This window comes from Paraburkholderia ginsengiterrae, from assembly GCF_001645125.1.
Classification (GTDB): domain Bacteria; phylum Pseudomonadota; class Gammaproteobacteria; order Burkholderiales; family Burkholderiaceae; genus Paraburkholderia; species Paraburkholderia ginsengiterrae.
Genome location: NZ_LXKA01000154.1, coordinates 96,945 through 112,631 on the forward strand (window position 1 = coordinate 96,945; position 15,687 = coordinate 112,631).

A 15,687-nucleotide genomic window follows, 5' to 3' on the forward strand; every position below is an offset into this window, starting at 1 on the left:
ACAGATTGTGGACGTTGCTAAGCTCGGATCGGGCGGAGCCCTCCTCCGCCTCACAATATCCAGCAGCAGGCTAATGCGGCCCCTACTTCCATATACCCGCCATTAACCCGCCATATAGCCGGGTCAGCTTTTCCTTTTCTTCTTTTCCCGCTCGTCCAGCACCTGCCCCACCTTCTCGGCGAAGAGGTCGAGGGTATGTTCGTCGATTGGCGCAGCACCGCCCGTAAAGCTCTCTTCGAGCCGCGCGACGACCTCGGCGTTCATCGATCGATTGCTGGCGTCAGCCGCCTGCTTCAGCCGCTCTTTCAGGTCTGCGGGCAATCTGAGGTTGGTCTGGATGTCTTCGCTGGTCATGATTTGATTATGACATAGCAAAGTGCTTGCTATCAACGTAGCACTTTGCTACATTGAAAGCGGGAATCCAAATCAATGCAATTCCATCAAGGGAGTCGCCATGAAGAACGCCATAGCGGAGCGCTGCTGGGTAGTTGGCAGCACCGTCACCCTAGGGAGTGAGCAATTCACCGTCAGGGCTGCGGTAATCGATGCCGATGACTTCGCGCCAAATTCTTTCGTGCTTGCCGCGCGCCGCGATAGCACGCTCTATCGCTTTTTCCCGCACAAGGGCATCGATAAAGGCCTTGTACGGATCTTCCCAGTCTATGCAGACCCAACACCCCTAGCTCGGGCGCGAAAGACATTCCCGACGCCTCGCCGAGGGGCGCGCCTGTACGAGCGTCGCACGTCGAGGCGGTCATCGCTATCGGTGGCCGGTTAAGGCGTACTGTAGGCATTGCGCCGATATTGGCGCTTTACTACCTAATAGGAGTCCACATCATGTCTCATTTAACTGCCGTACCGTCCGCAATATCGTCGGTGGAACTTGCCAAGCGCGCCCAGCAGGAATTGAGCTACGCCGCGAAGGCGCTCCAGCAAGCCGGCGCCTTGTTTGCTGCGATCGAAAAGGCGTTTCTCGAAGGCGACAAGGATTTGCCGTTCTTACTTGCACAGATTGGCGTCGAAACGACCGGGTACCAGTCCGAACGTGCGGAATCGGAATGCGACTTCTTCGGTGATGAGGTGAACCATGTCTGACCTCCACCGCCAAGATCGTATAGACGAGCTCGTTCAGAAATTGAGCGCGATGCTCACCGTGACTTGCGGCGAATGCGGCGAACCGTTCCGCAGGATGTCCGACAATATTCAAGACAACTACATGTGGGCCTGCGCCGACATGGCCCGCAAACTCCAAGATCTTATTTTGGGCACGAGCAAAGCAAATCGCACAACCGCGGAGAACGACCATGCATAACGATGCCAAGAACTTTGCGGAGCAAAAAGCCCCGGCTGAAACCGAAGATCGTCCACGCCAAACTCATGACGTTGGGGGCCTTCTCCAGTTCCTCTGGAACCGTATGGACATCCACGAAACGAGCGAAAAAGAACTGGAATGGCTCTCTTACACTTGCGACAGCACCGAGTTAATGGCCTTGAATTTGCGCAAAACACTTATAGGAGTCGCTGCGCTGGTCGCGGATGAGATGGATAGAGAGGGACTAAGAAGCGGCGCGTTCCAACCCATCGGCATGCCCGAACTCCTATACGGCGCCGCCGACACTTTGAGCGCCATTGAGGAGATGAATGCCATTGGAAGAGACGCTAATTTCGAACTCCTGGAGCGCTATAGGAAGCTAGCCGAGCAGACCAGTCGCCCGCTGTCGCAAGCGCCTAGCACTGACTAGAGAACCACGTCATGCAAGAAGAACAACATCTCATCCGCGACCGTGCCTATGGTGTCTGGCACCGGTCGCGATCGATTAGTCGCTTCCTCGGCCGTCGGCAGGCGCAGTCTCTGACGATGGCCGACCTCGATAGCGTTTTGTTCGTCGAGTATGGCTACTCCGGAAAACTGCCGCTGGCGCTCGTCGAGGTCGCGCAGGACATCGGCCAGGAGAAGCCTACTGGCGTTATCCGCGAGCTTGCGAAGATGGCGAATCTGCCGGCGTTCGTTGCTTTGTACACGCCCGCGTCTCGAGCCAATCCGGTTAGCCCGGCATGGCATGACATCGACGGCTTTCGCGTGAAGCGGGTATGGCCGAAGCCTGAGCGCTTCTGGCGCAATCTGTCGCCGAGCGAGTGGGCTAACGCCCTTGTGCAGATCCGGGACTGGCAGCTAAGGCGATTTTCGTCGATGCCGGCGGCGAACGACGAAACGTACTAAAGCGGTTCGCCGGAGGGTGCGTCCGCCTGTAAGTGCTCGTGGGTAAGGCCCAGAGGGTGCAAGATCTGATATACCCGCCAAGCCACCCACCCTACCAACGGTAGCTCGCAAACGATTGCCTTGACTTCAGAAAAAATCGTTGGCATTTCGAATCATCCAAGTTGCAAACGCATCCTTCTTCCCATAATATTGGGACGTCTGGTCTGGCAACTAGACGCCCGAAGAAGCGATGTTGCACGACCGAACCCCGAGAGCGTTTTGCTGGGGCTTGTTATGGCAGCTTTGATCTATTGGTCACTTCGCACCATTCGGGGATCATAGTTGCCTGGCTCGCCAAGCCCTTGCCCCAGCAAAGCTTTCTTGGGGTTTTTTTATGCCTTGGCTCAGACCGTGCCGGTCGCGTCAGCAATGAGCCGCATGTGGGGCTGCTACCGAGAAAACCGCTTAACCCTAGACGTTGCCGAAGTCTGAGCCGGTGCAAATCCGCGTCTAGGTAGGCTGGCAGTGGATTGGCCTACAGGGCATGTGGGAGGGACAGAAAGGCGCTCTGCGTCGTTGGACGGCCCCATGTAAAAATCCGCGACCCATCGGGTGCTGAAATCTCCGCTCCAGCCCAAGCACTTCTGCTAGGGGTAGGGGGCAACGTCGGCTGAAAATCCATGCTGGCGAAGCCTGGAAATCTTGCCGATTTAAGAGGTTTAGAGGGCGCGGGCGCAAAATTGGCCAAAAATTTCGCAAAAATTGGCCCAAAAACTCGCGCAAAAAAACCCGCGGGCCGCAGTGGTCAAGCCTTTCCCGCAGGCGCAAATAATCCGCGAAATCGCCGCAGCGTTACCAATCCAGTAACCGTTCCTGATTCGGTAACCCCCCCCTTGCCGCACTCCGATATCCCCCGTTGCTGATCTGGCAACGGTTGTCGTTTTGACAACTGGGGTTGTTGATTCGACAACCCCTTCGAAGCCCCTTGCATGCCCCTTCTTGAAACCCGACGGTTACCCGTGGGTTCACGGTGGGTTTCCGGAGCGTCACCGTTCGTCACGTGACAGTAACGCTACGGTAACGGTGCAGGCGTTTCCAGTGACAGAGTCTGTCGACGCTCTGTGACAGAACTTGTCCCCAAGGACCCAAGCGCTTTGTCCCAAGGATGTCCCGCGGACGTCCGGCGGACAGTCCTAAATCGGGACTTCAACGGTACCAAAAACGGAACCCTCCCAAATTCGGGACCATTGCAACGAACGGCAACGCAGCGCAACGCGATGCAACGAGGATGCTCGAAGCAATGCTTGTGGGATGCTACAAGGAGGTGAATTGCCCGATTTGGTCCCGCTTCTGGACACCAGAACCACTGTCTGTGGCTCTGTCCTTGAAGGCCCCGGGTGTAATCGGATTACACCTTGATATCAAGCCGACATCAAACCGCAAGCGTCTGCTTAGCAAGTGCTCACGCGCGCCCTCACCAAAGGTGGGCTTCGGTGCGTCCTTTGGTGAGGGCGCGGGCCGCACTACTTCACTAAGCGTCGGGATCTTTGGTGACTGCTTCGAGTTGATGCCCGCGAATATTATCGCCACCAGTGACGAGGACGCTGAAGCGTTTCTCCGAAGTGGCAATCGTGGCTGCCGCCTTCGCTTTGCCCATTGCCGCCGTGCGGGCTGCCACGCCATCATCTGCATCAAGGTCGATGGTGTATTCGCCTGGCGGTAACTTGAGCTTTTCCTTGTCCTTATTGACGTAGAACCGGCGATACCCGCGAGAGTGCATCTCAGCGTGGAGCGTATCGTATTCCTTTGCGTCTGTGGGATGTGGCTGTTTGCGCGCGTCGTCCTTGTGCAGAACAACCCGTGTGGTGAGCGTGAAGCTTGGCATTTCGTGCCTCCCGTGGCAGAAATACGACGTTTTTGATTAAGGCGGGTTCTTTGGCGGGTAGAAATGAAAAACGGGCTGAGAAGCCCGTATTCATTGATGTCCTGGCGGAGAGAGGGGGATTCGAACCCCCGATAGGCTATTAACCTATACACGCTTTCCAGGCGTGCGACTTAAACCGCTCATCCATCTCTCCGGCGGGAGTCGAATTATAGCAAACTTCGGGCCTTGCGCCACACCTTCGCGCAAACGCACCTACGGATGCCGGATGTAGTCCACCAACGCCCTCGTATAAGCATCCGGTTTCCGGTCGATCAGACTCACGCCGATCGCCACCAGAAACCCCGCCGGCACGCCAAAAACGCCTGAACTGATCGGCTCGATGCCGAACCATCGCGCGCCCGCGAAGCCCGTCATCTGCGTGAAGAAGGGATACGTCGAGACGATGTAGTAGATGCACACCACCAGCCCCGCCACCATGCCCGCCACCGCCCCGAGCCGCGTGGTGCGTTTCCAGAACACGCCAAGCACCAGCACCGGAAACAGACTCGACGCCGCCAGAGAAAACGCCGCGCCCACCAGAAACAGAATATTCCCCGTATTCAACGATGCCACATACGACGCAAACAGCGCCACCCCCAGCAGCAGAATCTTCGAGATCGTCACACGCCGCTGGCTCGATGCATTGGGATCGACCATGTGGTAGTACACATCGTGCGACAAGGCGTTGGCAATCGTGAGCAGCAAGCCGTCCGCCGTCGAGAGCGCCGCGGCCAGCGCCCCTGCCGCAATCAATCCCGACATCACATACGGCAGCCCCGCGATCTCAGGCGCGGCCAGCACGACCATATCCGGCTGCATCTGAATCTCGCTCCAGCGCACAATGCCGTCGCCATTCGTATCGGCGAGACTGATCAGGCTCGGCTCCACCCTGCGCCATTGCGTGAGCCACTGCGGCAAATCCGCAAATGGATGGCCGACCAGGTTGGTCAGGATGTCGTACTTGATCAACACCGCCAGCACCGGCACCGTCAGATAGAACAGCGCGACAAAAAACAGCGTCCAGCCGACGGAGCGCCGCGCCGAGGCCACCGAAGTCGTCGTGTTATAGCGCGTCAGAATATGCGGCAGGCTCGCGGTGCCGAGCGACAGACACAGCAACAGCGAAAGAAAATTGCGCTCATGAGTGCGCCGGTCTTCATCGGCCACGGCGGGGAACGGCTCGTGCATCGGCACCGGCGCGGCGGCGCGCATCAACATTTCGTCGCGACGCTGGCTCCAGACGATCTGCGCCGCGGCGGCGTCGCGTGGAAACTGTTCGAGCGCCTTCTCGCGCTCCTTGATCTCGCGCAGCGGGCCGTTATGGCGGCGCAGGTCGGCGACCTCCTGCGTCAGCCGCTGCTTCTCGTCGACGAACGATTGCGGCAGCGTGTCGAGCCGCGTCTGCATCAGCGCGGCACGGCGCCGGTAATCGTCGCGCACGGTCTGCTCCAGCGGCGCGTCGCGCACCTGGTTCTCGAGACCCTCGACACGCTCCATCAGGCGGCCGTAGTTGAATTGCGGAACCCAGCCGAGGCCGTCCTTATGCGCGATCATCGCGACGGGAATCAGAATCGCCGCGATCAGGATGATGTATTGCGCGACCTGCGTCCACGTCACGGCGCGCATCCCGCCGAGAAACGAACACACCAGAATGCCCGCGAGTCCGCAGAAAATGCCAATGGCGAAATCCACACCGATAAAGCGCGTGGCAATCAGGCCGACACCCTGGATCTGCGCCACCAGATACACGAACGAACACAGGATCGCCGCCAACGCCGCAAGGCCGCGCACCGCGTTGCTCGAAAAACGCGTGCCGAGAAAATCGGGAATCGTGTAGCGCGCGAGCTTGCGCACATAGGGCGCCAGCAGGAACGCGACGAGACAATAGCCGCCGGTCCAGCCCATCAGATAAGCGAGTCCGTCGTATCCGGTCGTATAGATCGACCCGGCGAGACCGATGAACGATGCCGCCGACAACCAGTCGGCGGCCGTCGCCATGCCGTTGAAGGCGGACGGCACGCGCCGCCCCGCCACGTAGTATTCGACGAGATCGGAGGTGCGCGACAGCACGCCGATCACCGCATACACCGCGATCGGCACGAACAGGAACACGTAGCCGATCCACACGCCGGGACCGGTGGTGCGCTCGATGCGCCACATCACGTAAACGAACAACAGGAAACCGAGCGTATAGAGGGCGTAGGAGCGGATCAGCCGGTTCGTCAGCTTCATCGGCTCAGTTTCCGCGCGCGGCGGCGACGCCGGTATCGGTGTCGATGCCGGTGCCGGCACCAGCAAGCGCGTCCGCATCGAAGGCGCGTTGCAGCCGGCGGTCGGCGCGCTGCATCAGCACGATATACACGACGATGAGCGCCACGTAGATCAGAATCGCGCCCTGTGCGCCGAAGTAAAACGGCAGCCTGAAGCCACCGATGCGCACTTGCGCGAGAGCCGGCGCCATCAGCGGCAAAACGAACGAGACGATGAAGCCCACCGCCATCAACGCGGCAATCAGCTTGAGGTTGAAGCGCCAGTACTTCTGATGCGCGCGCGCCATCGCTGCCGAGACCGCGGGCGGTTCGGGCGCGGGATTGAGCGTAGCGTGGGAGGTGTGGTGCGGCGCGGCCATGCGCCTATGTATCAAAAAGCCACCGGGCAGGCAATCGGGATTGTCCGCGCGGTGGCTTCTGCAGGGTGACTTCAGTGGCCAATCTCTACAGCAGGACAAGGGCGCATCGGTCGACGCGCCCTTGCAGCTAGCCGAGGCTCAAGGCAACCTCAGAGCGATTCGCCGAGCTGATCGAGAATCGCCGGGTTCTCCAGCGTGGACACGTCCTGCGTGATTTCCTCGCCCTTCGCCAGCGAGCGCAACAGACGGCGCATGATCTTGCCCGAGCGCGTCTTCGGCAGGTTCTCGCCGAAGCGGATGTCCTTCGGCTTGGCGATCGGACCGATCTCCTTGCCCACCCATGCACGCAGTTCGTTGGCGAGCTTCACCGCTTCCTCGCCTTCCGGACGCGCGCGCTTGAGTACGACGAAGGCGCATACGGCTTCACCGGTCGTATCGTCGGGGCGGCCCACCACGGCTGCCTCGGCCACGAGCGGGTTCGACACCAGCGCCGACTCGATCTCCATCGTGCCGAGACGGTGGCCGGAAACGTTCAGCACGTCGTCAATACGGCCCATGATCGTGAAGTAGCCGGTTTCCTTGTCGCGCACCGCACCGTCGCCGGCGAGGTACAGCTTGCCGCCGAGTTCTTCAGGGAAGTAGCTCTTTTTGTAACGGTCCGGATCGCCCCACACGTTGCGCAGCATGGCCGGCCACGGGCGCTTCACGACCAGAATGCCGCCCTGCCCGTTCGGCACGTCCTGGCCGGTTTCATCGACGACCGCGGCCATGATGCCCGGCAGCGGCAGCGTGCACGAACCCGGCACGAGCGGCGTGGCACCCGGCAGCGGCGTGATCATGTGGCCGCCCGTTTCGGTTTGCCACCACGTATCGACGATTGGGCAACGGCCGCCGCCGACGTTCTCGTGATACCACACCCAGGCTTCCGGATTGATCGGCTCGCCGACCGTGCCGATGATGCGCAGCGTGGACAGGTCGTAGCTCTTCGGGTGCACTTTCGGGTCAGCGTCGGCGGCCTTGATCAGCGAACGGATCGCGGTCGGCGCGGTATAGAACAGCGACACCTTGTGCTTGGCGATCATGTCCCAGAAGCGCCCGGCGTTCGGATAAGTCGGCACGCCTTCGAACACCACCTGGGTGCCGCCGAGCGTCAACGGACCGTACGCAATGTAGCTATGCCCCGTGATCCAGCCGATGTCGGCCGTACACCAGAAGACATCCGTGGGCTTCCAGTCGAAGGTCCACTTCATGGTCTGCGCGGCCCACAGCAGATAGCCGCCGGTGCTGTGCTGCACGCCCTTCGGCTTGCCCGTCGAACCCGACGTGTAGAGGATGAACAAAGGATGCTCAGCGCCGACCCACTCGGGCGCGCATTGATCCGATTCCGCCTGCGTGAGTTCGTGCATCCACAGATCGCGGCCTTCGTTCCAGGCGATCTTGCCGCCGGTGCGCTGGTACACGATCACGCTCTTGACCGCTTCGCAGCCGCCCATGGCGAGGGCTTCGTCGGCGATGTTCTTCAGCGGCAGCGCCTTGCCGCCGCGCATCTGTTCGTCGGAGGTGACGAGCGCGACCGCGCCCACGTCCACCAGCCGTTCATTCAGCGACTTCGACGAGAAGCCGCCGAACACCACCGAATGCGTGGCGCCGATCCGCGCGCAAGCCTGCATGGCGACGATGCCTTCGATCGACATCGGCATATAGATCACCACGCGGTCGCCCTTCTTCACGCCGCGCTTTTTCAGCGCGTTCGCAAAGCGCGAGACACGTTGCAGCAGATCCTGATAGGTGACGTTGGTGACGGTGCCGTCGTCGGCTTCGAAAATAATCGCGACACGGGCGCCGTTGCCGGCTTCGACGTGACGGTCGAGGCTGTTATACGACGCGTTCAGCTGGCCGTCTTCGAACCACGTATAGAACGGCGCTTTCGATTCGTCGAGCACCTTGGTGAAAGGCGTTTTCCAGCTTAGCGTCTCGCGTGCGAGGCGCCCCCAGAACCCTTCGTAATCGCGTTCCGCTTCGGCGGCCAGCGTCCGGTACGCATCCATACCGGAGATCGAGGCACCCGCCGCTGCTGCAGCGGAGGGCGGGAAAACACGGCGTTCGTGAAGAACCGATTCAATCGCAGACATCGACAACCCCTTGGTGAAGATGAAACGTAAAACCTGTGCCGGCGCACCGTGGCGCGCCTTGTCTTGTTGACGCCGCAACGAGCGGCGTGCTGTCTCCAACCCTCGCGCCCCGATCATTGATCGTTGCGCCGCGGCCCGCGCGCCTGCACCGTTCGTTCATGTGGCACTGCACCATGAACGGGTGCGAGGCGGCATTCCGCTCTCAAGCTCAAACATAAGCGCTGCAACTTACCGGCCACTTACGCGCGCGGCCTTCTCCGCAGCTTCTCTTAACATGCTAACTGAACTAGCCGTCTGGATTCCAGTTTGAAGCGTGTCTTACGGCTGCTCATCACTTCAAAGAGCGTCCGACCGGTCGGGCACTCACCTCGATCGCGCTCGTCCGCATGGTCACGGGCACCGGCCTCGCGAGCCCGAAGCTCAGGCGGATCCGGCCGATGGCGCCGTCAGCCTGCCCTCCGCAACGCAGCAAATTTAGCCGACGCTGTACAATAACGCGCCCGCCGCGAACTTTTCCGGTCTCCGCGGGCGCGTGTACCGCGCCGTCCGCGCCCGGATAGCGTGCCTGATCCCTGAGCGTATCGAGCATGCAATCCGCGCACCCGGCCGCGCGTTTAGTCCGTGTCCCGTCACCTGCGTTTCATCTGACTCTTGCCTATGTCCGCTTCGCGACTCGACTCCGCTCCTCAGCGCCGCCCCATGCGCCCGCTGCCGGTCATCATCTTCATGAGCCGCTGGCTGCAGGTGCCGCTCTATCTGGGCCTGATCGTGGCCCAGGCCGTCTACGTCGTTCTGTTCCTCAAGGAAGTCTGGCATCTCGTCACAGCGTCCATGACGCTCGACGAAACCAACATCATGCTGGTCGTGCTCGGCCTGATCGACGTGGTCATGATCTCGAACCTGCTGATCATGGTGATCATCGGCGGGTATGAAACGTTTGTTTCGCGCCTTGGCGTTGAGGGTCATCCGGACGAACCGGAGTGGCTCGATCACGTGAACGCCGGCGTGCTGAAGGTCAAGCTGTCCATGGCGCTGATCAGCATTTCGTCGATCCACCTGCTGAAGACCTTCATCAGCCCCGAACAGAATTCGACGCATACGATCATGTGGCAGGTCATCATCCACGTCGCCTTCCTCGTGTCGGCGCTCGTGATGGCAGCAGTCGACCGCCTGACCACGCATACGCATCCCAAGCATTTCGAAGAACCCACCGTGCTGCACGCGGTGGGTTCCGCAAAAGGTTCCATTCCCCTGAAGGCGCACGACTGACCGCACTGCCCTGCGTGTCCGACAACAAGCGCCACCGTCCCCACTGAGCTAGCCATGACCGTCATCAAACAGGAAGATCTGATTCAGAGCATTGCTGATTCGCTTCAGTACATCAGCTATTACCATCCGCTCGACTACATCCAGGCCTTGGGCCGCGCTTACGAGCTCGAAGAGAGCCCGGCGGCGAAAGATGCCATCGCGCAGATTCTCACCAACAGCCGCATGTGCGCCGAAGGCAAGCGCCCGATCTGCCAGGACACCGGCATCGTCACGGTGTTCGTGAAGGTCGGCATGGACGTGCGTTGGGATGGCGCGACCATGGGCGTCACGGACATGATCAACGAAGGCGTGCGTCGCGGTTATCTGAACCCGGACAACGTGCTGCGCGCGTCGATCGTGAGCCCGCCGGAAGGTGGCCGCAAGAACACCAAGGACAACACGCCGGCCGTGATCCACTACGAGATCGTGCCGGGCAATACGGTCGACGTGCAGGTGGCGGCCAAGGGCGGCGGCTCGGAAAACAAGTCGAAGTTCGCGATGCTGAATCCGTCGGATTCGATCGTCGACTGGATCCTGAAGACCGTGCCGACCATGGGCGCGGGCTGGTGCCCGCCGGGCATGCTCGGCATCGGCATCGGCGGCACGGCTGAAAAAGCGATGGTCATGGCGAAGGAATCGCTCATGGACCCGATCGACATTCAGGACGTGATCGCACGCGGCCCGAAGGACTGGATCGAAGAATTGCGCGTCGAACTGCATGAGAAGGTCAACGCGCTCGGCATCGGCGCGCAAGGTCTCGGCGGCCTCGCCACCGTGCTCGACGTGAAGATCATGGCCGCGCCCACTCACGCCGCGAGCAAGCCGATCGCGATCATCCCGAACTGCGCCGCCACGCGCCACGCGCACTTCACGCTGGACGGCTCGGGCGTCGCCAAGCTCGAAGCGCCGTCGCTCGACGCATGGCCGAAGGTGCAGTGGGAGCCGGACACCGAGAAGAGCCAGCGCGTCGATCTGAACACGCTCACGCCGGAACAAGTCGCCTCGTGGACGCCGGGCCAGACGCTGCTGCTGTCGGGCAAGATGCTCACGGGCCGGGACGCCGCGCACAAGCGCATCGCCGACATGCTGGCAAAGGGCGAAAAGCTGCCGGTCGACTTCACGAACCGCGTAATCTACTATGTCGGCCCGGTCGATCCGGTGCGCGACGAAGCCGTCGGCCCCGCCGGCCCCACCACCGCCACGCGCATGGACAAATTCACCGAGACGATGCTGGCGCAAACCGGCCTCATCTCCATGATCGGCAAGGCCGAGCGCGGCCCGGTCGCGATCGAGGCGATCAAGAAGCACAAGGCCGCTTACCTGATGGCCGTGGGCGGCGCGGCGTACCTGGTGTCGAAGGCGATTCGCAGCGCCAAGGTGCTGGCGTTCGAAGACCTCGGCATGGAAGCGATCTACGAATTCGACGTGCAGGACATGCCGGTGACGGTGGCCGTCGATTCGAACGGTACGTCGGTCCACCAGACCGGACCGAAGGAATGGCAAGCCAAGATCGGCAAGATTCCGGTCGCGACGGCCTGATGCGCCGCTAACGCCTGTCACGTGTCTCAGGAAGCCGGGGCTGCGGTCCCGGCTTTTTTTATTGCCGCGCGCGGCGCGAGACGGGCGACCTGACCTGATGCAGAAAACAACGTCAAAAGTTGCTTCTGTTTTCTTGGCTTTTTCAGGTCAGGCGTTTATTGTTGTTGGAAATTCAAAGTCCCTATAAGGAAATATCATGCAAGGCGACAAGAAGGTTATCGAGTATCTGAACTCGCAATTGAAGAACGAGCTGACTGCCATCAACCAGTACTTCCTGCACGCGCGGATGTATAAGCACTGGGGCCTCGAGAAACTCGGCAAGCATGAATATGACGAATCGATCGGCGAAATGAAGCACGCCGACTGGCTTATCGAACGCATTTTCATGCTCGACGGCCTGCCCAATCTGCAAGACCTGCACAAGCTGCTGATCGGCGAGGAAACCAAAGAGATCCTCGAATGCGACCTGAAGCTCGAACAGATTTCGCAGAGCACCTGTAAAGAAGCCATCGTGTATTGCGAGTCGGTTCGCGATTTCATCTCGCGTGAGATCTTCGTGAAGATTCTCGACGACACGGAAGAACACATCGACTGGCTCGAAACCCAGCTCGACCTGATCGACAAGGTCGGCATCCAGAACTACCAGCAATCCGCCATGGGCTCGGTCGAGTCCTGATCGAACCGCGCCACGCCCGCCCGCACCCGCTCATGGACCTGGCATTTTGCGATGGCCCATGCCGCGCGGGCGATATACTTGCGCACTTCCCGAGTTTTCCTTGACCGCCGTGCCACGCGCGTCCATCTCGCCTATGCCCGCAGAATCGCCGTCTACCAACGCACGCATCTCGACTGCCGGCGCCGGTTCGCGCGCGCCGGTCGGCATTTTCGATTCGGGGCTGGGCGGCTTGTCGGTGCTGCGGGCGGTTCGGGCGCAACTGCCTGACGAAACGATCCTGTATGCCGCCGACTCGCTCTACGCCCCTTACGGCGAGCGCGACGACGACTTCATTACCGACCGCACGCTCGCGATCGGCGAATGGCTGGTCAGGCAGGGCGCGAAGGCGCTGGTCGTGGCCTGCAACACGGCAACCGCCCAGTCGATCGCGCTGGTTCGTGAAAAGCTGCCCATTCCGCTGGTGGGCGTCGAACCCGGCATCAAACCCGCCGCGCTGCAGTCGAAAACCCGCGTCGCCGGCGTGCTGGCCACTCAGGTGACCCTACGCAGCGCCCGCTTCCAGGGGCTGCTCGAGCGCTACGCCGCCGATTGCCGCTTTCTCTGCCAGCCGGGCCACGGGCTCGTGCAGGCCGTGGAACGCTGCGACATCGGCTCGGCTGAACTCCGCGCGCTGCTGCGCGGCTACCTGCAGCCCATGCTCGACGCCGGCGCCGATACGCTGGTGCTCGGCTGCACGCACTACCCGTTTCTCGACGCGGCCATCCGCGACATCGTCGGCGACCGGCTGACGCTGATCGACACCAGCGTGGCGATTGCGCGGCAACTGGAACGGGTGCTCGACCAGCATGGCTTGCGCGCCGCCGCTGATCATGATGACTCCAGCGCCGCCGTTCCGCCCCGCTTTTATTCGACCGGCGACGGCTCGCATCAGCAGCAACTGGCGGCCACGCTGCTGCACATCGACGCGACGGTCGAACAGGTGCTGATCCCCTCGCGCCGTACCGCTACGCCGGATTCCCAGGCTGCATAACTTCTCGCGCGGAATTTCCCCCGCATAACGCGTCATTGACGCGCCGTTTTTGCCCCGCCACGCATCATTTCGCACAATTTTTAGGCGTTTTCACGTGCCGCGGCCGCTCGCGCCGGATGCCGCCCAATCACTGAAACCCTTCTAAGAGTCTGGTTTTGTTACAAAAAATCCCGCAGGACGCTTGCCAAACCGCTCAAACAAAATGATAATAATTCGCATTAACGTTAGCTATCACGCCCTGCCATGATTGTCTGTGTCTGCAAGTCTGTTTCTGACCGAAAGATCCGTGCTTCGATCGCGGAAGGCGTCGACTCGTTCGACGAGTTGCAGTTCGAGCTCGGTGTCGCGTCCTGCTGCGGCAAGTGCGCAGACACCGTGCGCGACGTCATGATGCAAAGCGGCGTGTGCGCGAGCCGTTGCGGCTTCGAACATCACCCGCAAGCCGTGCCGCTGACGTTTTACGAACGCAAGGCAGCCTGACACCAGGCTGCAACACGCGGCTCGCGCCGCGCGGGCGCTCAGCGCCCACTGCCGTTCGCGCTCTTCTCTTCAAGCGCTATCCCACTGCCGTCAGCAAGCCAGTATTCATACCAGCCAGCTAACCCGCTCACCTCTTCAAGGAGTTCGAGATGGAATTGCTGATTGGTTTCGTGACTACTTTGTTCATATCGCTGCTGATATTCCGAACATGACAATGTCTTGTCTGACGCGCTGCCTCGCCAGCGCGCCGCCACGCTAATATGCCGGCTTTGCGTATTGCTTCCACCGGCACCATGCCTGCTTCGTCCGTCCGTCTGAATTCCCGCGCCTTGACCGCAACCGCCGTGGTTGCGGCGATTCACGTCGCACTGCTTGCCGTGGTGATGACGCTGCGTCACGAACCGGTGCAGCCCGCACTCGAATCTCACGTGATGACCGCGCATCTGCTGCCGCCGGCACCGGTTGCCGCGCCCGTCGCGATGCAATCCGTGGCGCCTCCTCCGCCGACGCCAACGCCGCCGGTTCACAGCAAGCCCAAAGTCCAGCCGAAGCCGGTTCCGACGCCCAAGCCAACGCCGCTGCCGGTGGCCGCCGCGCCGTCGCCGACGCCCGTCGCGGCGCCCGAGCCTGCGCCGGCCGCGCCCGCGGCACCGGTCGCTCCGGTTGCGCCGCCGGCTCCTGCCGCACCCGCAATCTGCCGTCAGACGATGGAAATCAGCGCGCCGAAGAACGTCTCGCACCTCGACTGCAATATCGCCAAACCCGAGTATCCGTCGCTCTCGAAGCGTCGCGGCGAAACCGGCACCGCGTATGTGAAGTTCGTGGTCGGCCTGACCGGCCAGATCGAAAACATCGAACTGAAGAAGAGCAGCGGCTTCAGCCGCCTCGACGACGCCGCGCTCGCCGCCGTGCGCGCAAGCGCCTGCAAGCCCTATCTCGAGAACGGCCAGCCGGTTCGGGCCGCTTACACCCAGCCTTACGACTTCAATCTGAACGATTGAAGCAGATCTCAAAAAGAGGAAACACAATGCAAAACTACGGATTGGCGCACGTGTGGGCGCAAGGGGATATCGTGACGCGCGGCATCGCGCTCGCGCTGTTGATCATGTCGGTGATGTCGTGGAGCGTGATCGTCGTCAAGAGCTGGAACGTGGTGCGCCTGAAGCGTCTCACGAAGAATGCCGAGCAGGCGTTCTGGCATTCGGACGACCTTGCCGACGGTGTGAAAAAGCTCGGCGCCGGTTCATCGACGCCGCACGACAATCCGTTCCTCGCGCTCGCGCTGTCGGGCCAGGAAGCGGCCGACCATCACCATCAGACGCAGCCGCATCTGCACGACCGCATGGACGTGTCGGACTGGGTCACGCGTTGCCTGAAGGACACGATGGATGAGAGCGTCGCTCGAATGCAAAGCGGTCTCGCGATTCTCGCGTCGATCGGCAGCACGGCGCCGTTCGTCGGCCTGTTCGGCACGGTGTGGGGCATCTATCACGCGCTGCTGGCGATCGGCGCGAGCGGCCAGTCGTCGATCGACCAGGTGGCCGGTCCGGTTGGCGAAGCGTTGATCATGACCGCGTTCGGCCTGTTCGTCGCGATTCCGGCCGTGCTCGGCTACAACGCCCTGACGCGCGCCAACAAGGCCGTGGTCGCCAAACTGAGCCGTTTCGCGCATGGCCTGCACGCGTTCTTCGTGACGGGCGCACGTCTGTCGTCGTCCAAGCGCGACGGTCTGCGCCTCGCGACCCGCGCCAACTGATCGACGAGGCACT

The 15,687-nt window shown here is 61.4% G+C and carries 19 protein-coding genes and 1 tRNA gene; 12 read left to right on the forward strand and 8 right to left on the reverse strand.

The features are described from left to right. Window positions 1-123: 123 nt before the first annotated feature. Window positions 124-354, reverse strand: a complete 231-nt coding sequence (locus tag A6V37_RS12725) for an Arc family DNA-binding protein (protein ID WP_064266325.1) — start codon at window positions 352-354, stop codon at window positions 124-126. A gap of 100 nt (window positions 355-454) precedes the next feature. Here A6V37_RS12725 and A6V37_RS41325 point away from each other — a divergent pair, with 100 nt between their 5' ends. From A6V37_RS41325 to A6V37_RS12750, 5 genes are all read left to right on the forward strand, one after another. Beyond that, on the forward strand, window positions 455-778 hold the full coding sequence (locus tag A6V37_RS41325) for a hypothetical protein (protein ID WP_064266326.1): 324 nt from the start codon (window positions 455-457) through the stop codon (window positions 776-778). A gap of 98 nt (window positions 779-876) precedes the next feature. Then, window positions 877-1,095, forward strand: coding sequence for a hypothetical protein (locus tag A6V37_RS12735; protein ID WP_064266327.1), 219 nt, complete (start codon window positions 877-879; stop codon window positions 1,093-1,095). Continuing rightward, the gene (locus A6V37_RS12740; protein ID WP_064266328.1) at window positions 1,088-1,312 is read left to right on the forward strand and encodes a hypothetical protein; all 225 of its coding nucleotides are present in this window, start codon (window positions 1,088-1,090) and stop codon (window positions 1,310-1,312) included. Before A6V37_RS12735 ends, A6V37_RS12740 begins: the two co-directional genes overlap by 8 nt. Next, entirely contained in the window at window positions 1,305-1,742 is a 438-nt protein-coding gene (locus A6V37_RS12745; RefSeq protein WP_064266329.1) for a hypothetical protein, read from the forward strand. Before A6V37_RS12740 ends, A6V37_RS12745 begins: the two co-directional genes overlap by 8 nt. Before the next feature lie 11 nt (window positions 1,743-1,753). Continuing rightward, window positions 1,754-2,221, forward strand: coding sequence for a hypothetical protein (locus A6V37_RS12750; RefSeq protein WP_064266330.1), 468 nt, complete (start codon window positions 1,754-1,756; stop codon window positions 2,219-2,221). 1,510 nt (window positions 2,222-3,731) lie between these two features. Here the strand turns inward: A6V37_RS12750 and A6V37_RS12755 are convergent. The 6 genes from A6V37_RS12755 to A6V37_RS12780 form a co-directional block, all read right to left on the reverse strand. Then, the gene (locus A6V37_RS12755) at window positions 3,732-4,085 is read right to left on the reverse strand and encodes a hypothetical protein (protein WP_064266331.1); all 354 of its coding nucleotides are present in this window, start codon (window positions 4,083-4,085) and stop codon (window positions 3,732-3,734) included. Between the two features lie 102 nt (window positions 4,086-4,187). Then, window positions 4,188-4,278, reverse strand: a tRNA-Ser gene (locus A6V37_RS12760). Between the two features lie 59 nt (window positions 4,279-4,337). Further along, complete coding sequence (locus tag A6V37_RS12765; protein WP_064266332.1) at window positions 4,338-6,356, reverse strand: sodium:solute symporter family protein; 2,019 nt, start codon at window positions 6,354-6,356, stop codon at window positions 4,338-4,340. A 4-nt stretch (window positions 6,357-6,360) separates the two neighbouring features. Next, window positions 6,361-6,753 carry a DUF4212 domain-containing protein gene (locus A6V37_RS12770; protein WP_064266333.1) on the reverse strand — a complete coding sequence of 131 codons (393 nt, stop codon included), beginning with the start codon at window positions 6,751-6,753 and terminating at the stop codon, window positions 6,361-6,363. 149 nt (window positions 6,754-6,902) lie between these two features. Continuing rightward, entirely contained in the window at window positions 6,903-8,885 is a 1,983-nt protein-coding gene (acs, locus tag A6V37_RS12775) for an acetate--CoA ligase (RefSeq protein WP_064286043.1), read from the reverse strand. A gap of 331 nt (window positions 8,886-9,216) precedes the next feature. Beyond that, complete coding sequence (locus A6V37_RS12780; protein ID WP_064266334.1) at window positions 9,217-9,474, reverse strand: hypothetical protein; 258 nt, start codon at window positions 9,472-9,474, stop codon at window positions 9,217-9,219. 68 nt (window positions 9,475-9,542) lie between these two features. Between A6V37_RS12780 and A6V37_RS12785 the strand changes: the two genes are divergently transcribed. The 5 genes from A6V37_RS12785 to A6V37_RS12805 all read left to right on the forward strand — a co-directional run bounded on the left by A6V37_RS12785 (window position 9,543) and on the right by A6V37_RS12805 (window position 13,918). Then, window positions 9,543-10,154 (forward strand): TIGR00645 family protein, encoded by a 612-nt coding sequence (locus A6V37_RS12785; RefSeq protein WP_075643479.1) that lies wholly within the window; start codon window positions 9,543-9,545, stop codon window positions 10,152-10,154. Window positions 10,155-10,208: 54 nt separating this feature from the next. Next, window positions 10,209-11,732 (forward strand): fumarate hydratase, encoded by a 1,524-nt coding sequence (locus A6V37_RS12790; RefSeq protein WP_064266336.1) that lies wholly within the window; start codon window positions 10,209-10,211, stop codon window positions 11,730-11,732. A 196-nt stretch (window positions 11,733-11,928) separates the two neighbouring features. Then, on the forward strand, window positions 11,929-12,408 hold the full coding sequence (gene bfr, locus A6V37_RS12795) for a bacterioferritin (protein ID WP_064266337.1): 480 nt from the start codon (window positions 11,929-11,931) through the stop codon (window positions 12,406-12,408). A 133-nt stretch (window positions 12,409-12,541) separates the two neighbouring features. Further along, the gene (gene murI, locus A6V37_RS12800; protein ID WP_064286039.1) at window positions 12,542-13,438 is read left to right on the forward strand and encodes a glutamate racemase; all 897 of its coding nucleotides are present in this window, start codon (window positions 12,542-12,544) and stop codon (window positions 13,436-13,438) included. A 243-nt stretch (window positions 13,439-13,681) separates the two neighbouring features. Then, the gene (locus A6V37_RS12805) at window positions 13,682-13,918 is read left to right on the forward strand and encodes a (2Fe-2S)-binding protein (protein ID WP_064266338.1); all 237 of its coding nucleotides are present in this window, start codon (window positions 13,682-13,684) and stop codon (window positions 13,916-13,918) included. Between the two features lie 38 nt (window positions 13,919-13,956). Here A6V37_RS12805 and A6V37_RS41330 read toward each other — a convergent pair whose 3' ends face one another. Continuing rightward, window positions 13,957-14,280, reverse strand: a complete 324-nt coding sequence (locus A6V37_RS41330) for a hypothetical protein (RefSeq protein ID WP_165614407.1) — start codon at window positions 14,278-14,280, stop codon at window positions 13,957-13,959. Between A6V37_RS41330 and A6V37_RS12810 the strand changes: the two genes are divergently transcribed. Together A6V37_RS12810 and A6V37_RS12815 are read left to right on the forward strand one after the other, a co-directional pair. Next, a complete protein-coding gene (locus A6V37_RS12810) occupies window positions 14,179-14,919 on the forward strand; it encodes an energy transducer TonB (RefSeq protein ID WP_064286040.1) in 741 nt (246 codons plus the stop codon). The genes A6V37_RS41330 and A6V37_RS12810 overlap by 102 nt on opposite strands. 26 nt (window positions 14,920-14,945) lie before the next feature. Continuing rightward, window positions 14,946-15,674 (forward strand): MotA/TolQ/ExbB proton channel family protein, encoded by a 729-nt coding sequence (locus A6V37_RS12815; RefSeq protein WP_064266340.1) that lies wholly within the window; start codon window positions 14,946-14,948, stop codon window positions 15,672-15,674. Window positions 15,675-15,687: the final 13 nt, after the last annotated feature.

Coding starts and splice junctions, on each gene's coding strand:
- A6V37_RS12805 (WP_064266338.1), top strand. CDS start 13,682: ATGATTGTCTGTGTCTGCAAGTCTGTTTCTGACCGAAAGATCCGTGCT.
- A6V37_RS12755 (WP_064266331.1), bottom strand. CDS start 4,085: ATGCCAAGCTTCACGCTCACCACACGGGTTGTTCTGCACAAGGACGAC.
- A6V37_RS12785 (WP_075643479.1), top strand. CDS start 9,543: ATGTCCGCTTCGCGACTCGACTCCGCTCCTCAGCGCCGCCCCATGCGC.
- bfr (WP_064266337.1), top strand. CDS start 11,929: ATGCAAGGCGACAAGAAGGTTATCGAGTATCTGAACTCGCAATTGAAG.
- A6V37_RS12750 (WP_064266330.1), top strand. CDS start 1,754: ATGCAAGAAGAACAACATCTCATCCGCGACCGTGCCTATGGTGTCTGG.
- A6V37_RS12745 (WP_064266329.1), top strand. CDS start 1,305: ATGCATAACGATGCCAAGAACTTTGCGGAGCAAAAAGCCCCGGCTGAA.
- A6V37_RS12725 (WP_064266325.1), bottom strand. CDS start 354: ATGACCAGCGAAGACATCCAGACCAACCTCAGATTGCCCGCAGACCTG.
- A6V37_RS12790 (WP_064266336.1), top strand. CDS start 10,209: ATGACCGTCATCAAACAGGAAGATCTGATTCAGAGCATTGCTGATTCG.
- A6V37_RS12765 (WP_064266332.1), bottom strand. CDS start 6,356: ATGAAGCTGACGAACCGGCTGATCCGCTCCTACGCCCTCTATACGCTC.
- A6V37_RS12815 (WP_064266340.1), top strand. CDS start 14,946: ATGCAAAACTACGGATTGGCGCACGTGTGGGCGCAAGGGGATATCGTG.
- murI (WP_064286039.1), top strand. CDS start 12,542: ATGCCCGCAGAATCGCCGTCTACCAACGCACGCATCTCGACTGCCGGC.
- acs (WP_064286043.1), bottom strand. CDS start 8,885: ATGTCTGCGATTGAATCGGTTCTTCACGAACGCCGTGTTTTCCCGCCC.
- A6V37_RS12810 (WP_064286040.1), top strand. CDS start 14,179: ATGCCGGCTTTGCGTATTGCTTCCACCGGCACCATGCCTGCTTCGTCC.
- A6V37_RS41325 (WP_064266326.1), top strand. CDS start 455: ATGAAGAACGCCATAGCGGAGCGCTGCTGGGTAGTTGGCAGCACCGTC.
- A6V37_RS12780 (WP_064266334.1), bottom strand. CDS start 9,474: ATGCTCGATACGCTCAGGGATCAGGCACGCTATCCGGGCGCGGACGGC.
- A6V37_RS12770 (WP_064266333.1), bottom strand. CDS start 6,753: ATGGCCGCGCCGCACCACACCTCCCACGCTACGCTCAATCCCGCGCCC.
- A6V37_RS12740 (WP_064266328.1), top strand. CDS start 1,088: ATGTCTGACCTCCACCGCCAAGATCGTATAGACGAGCTCGTTCAGAAA.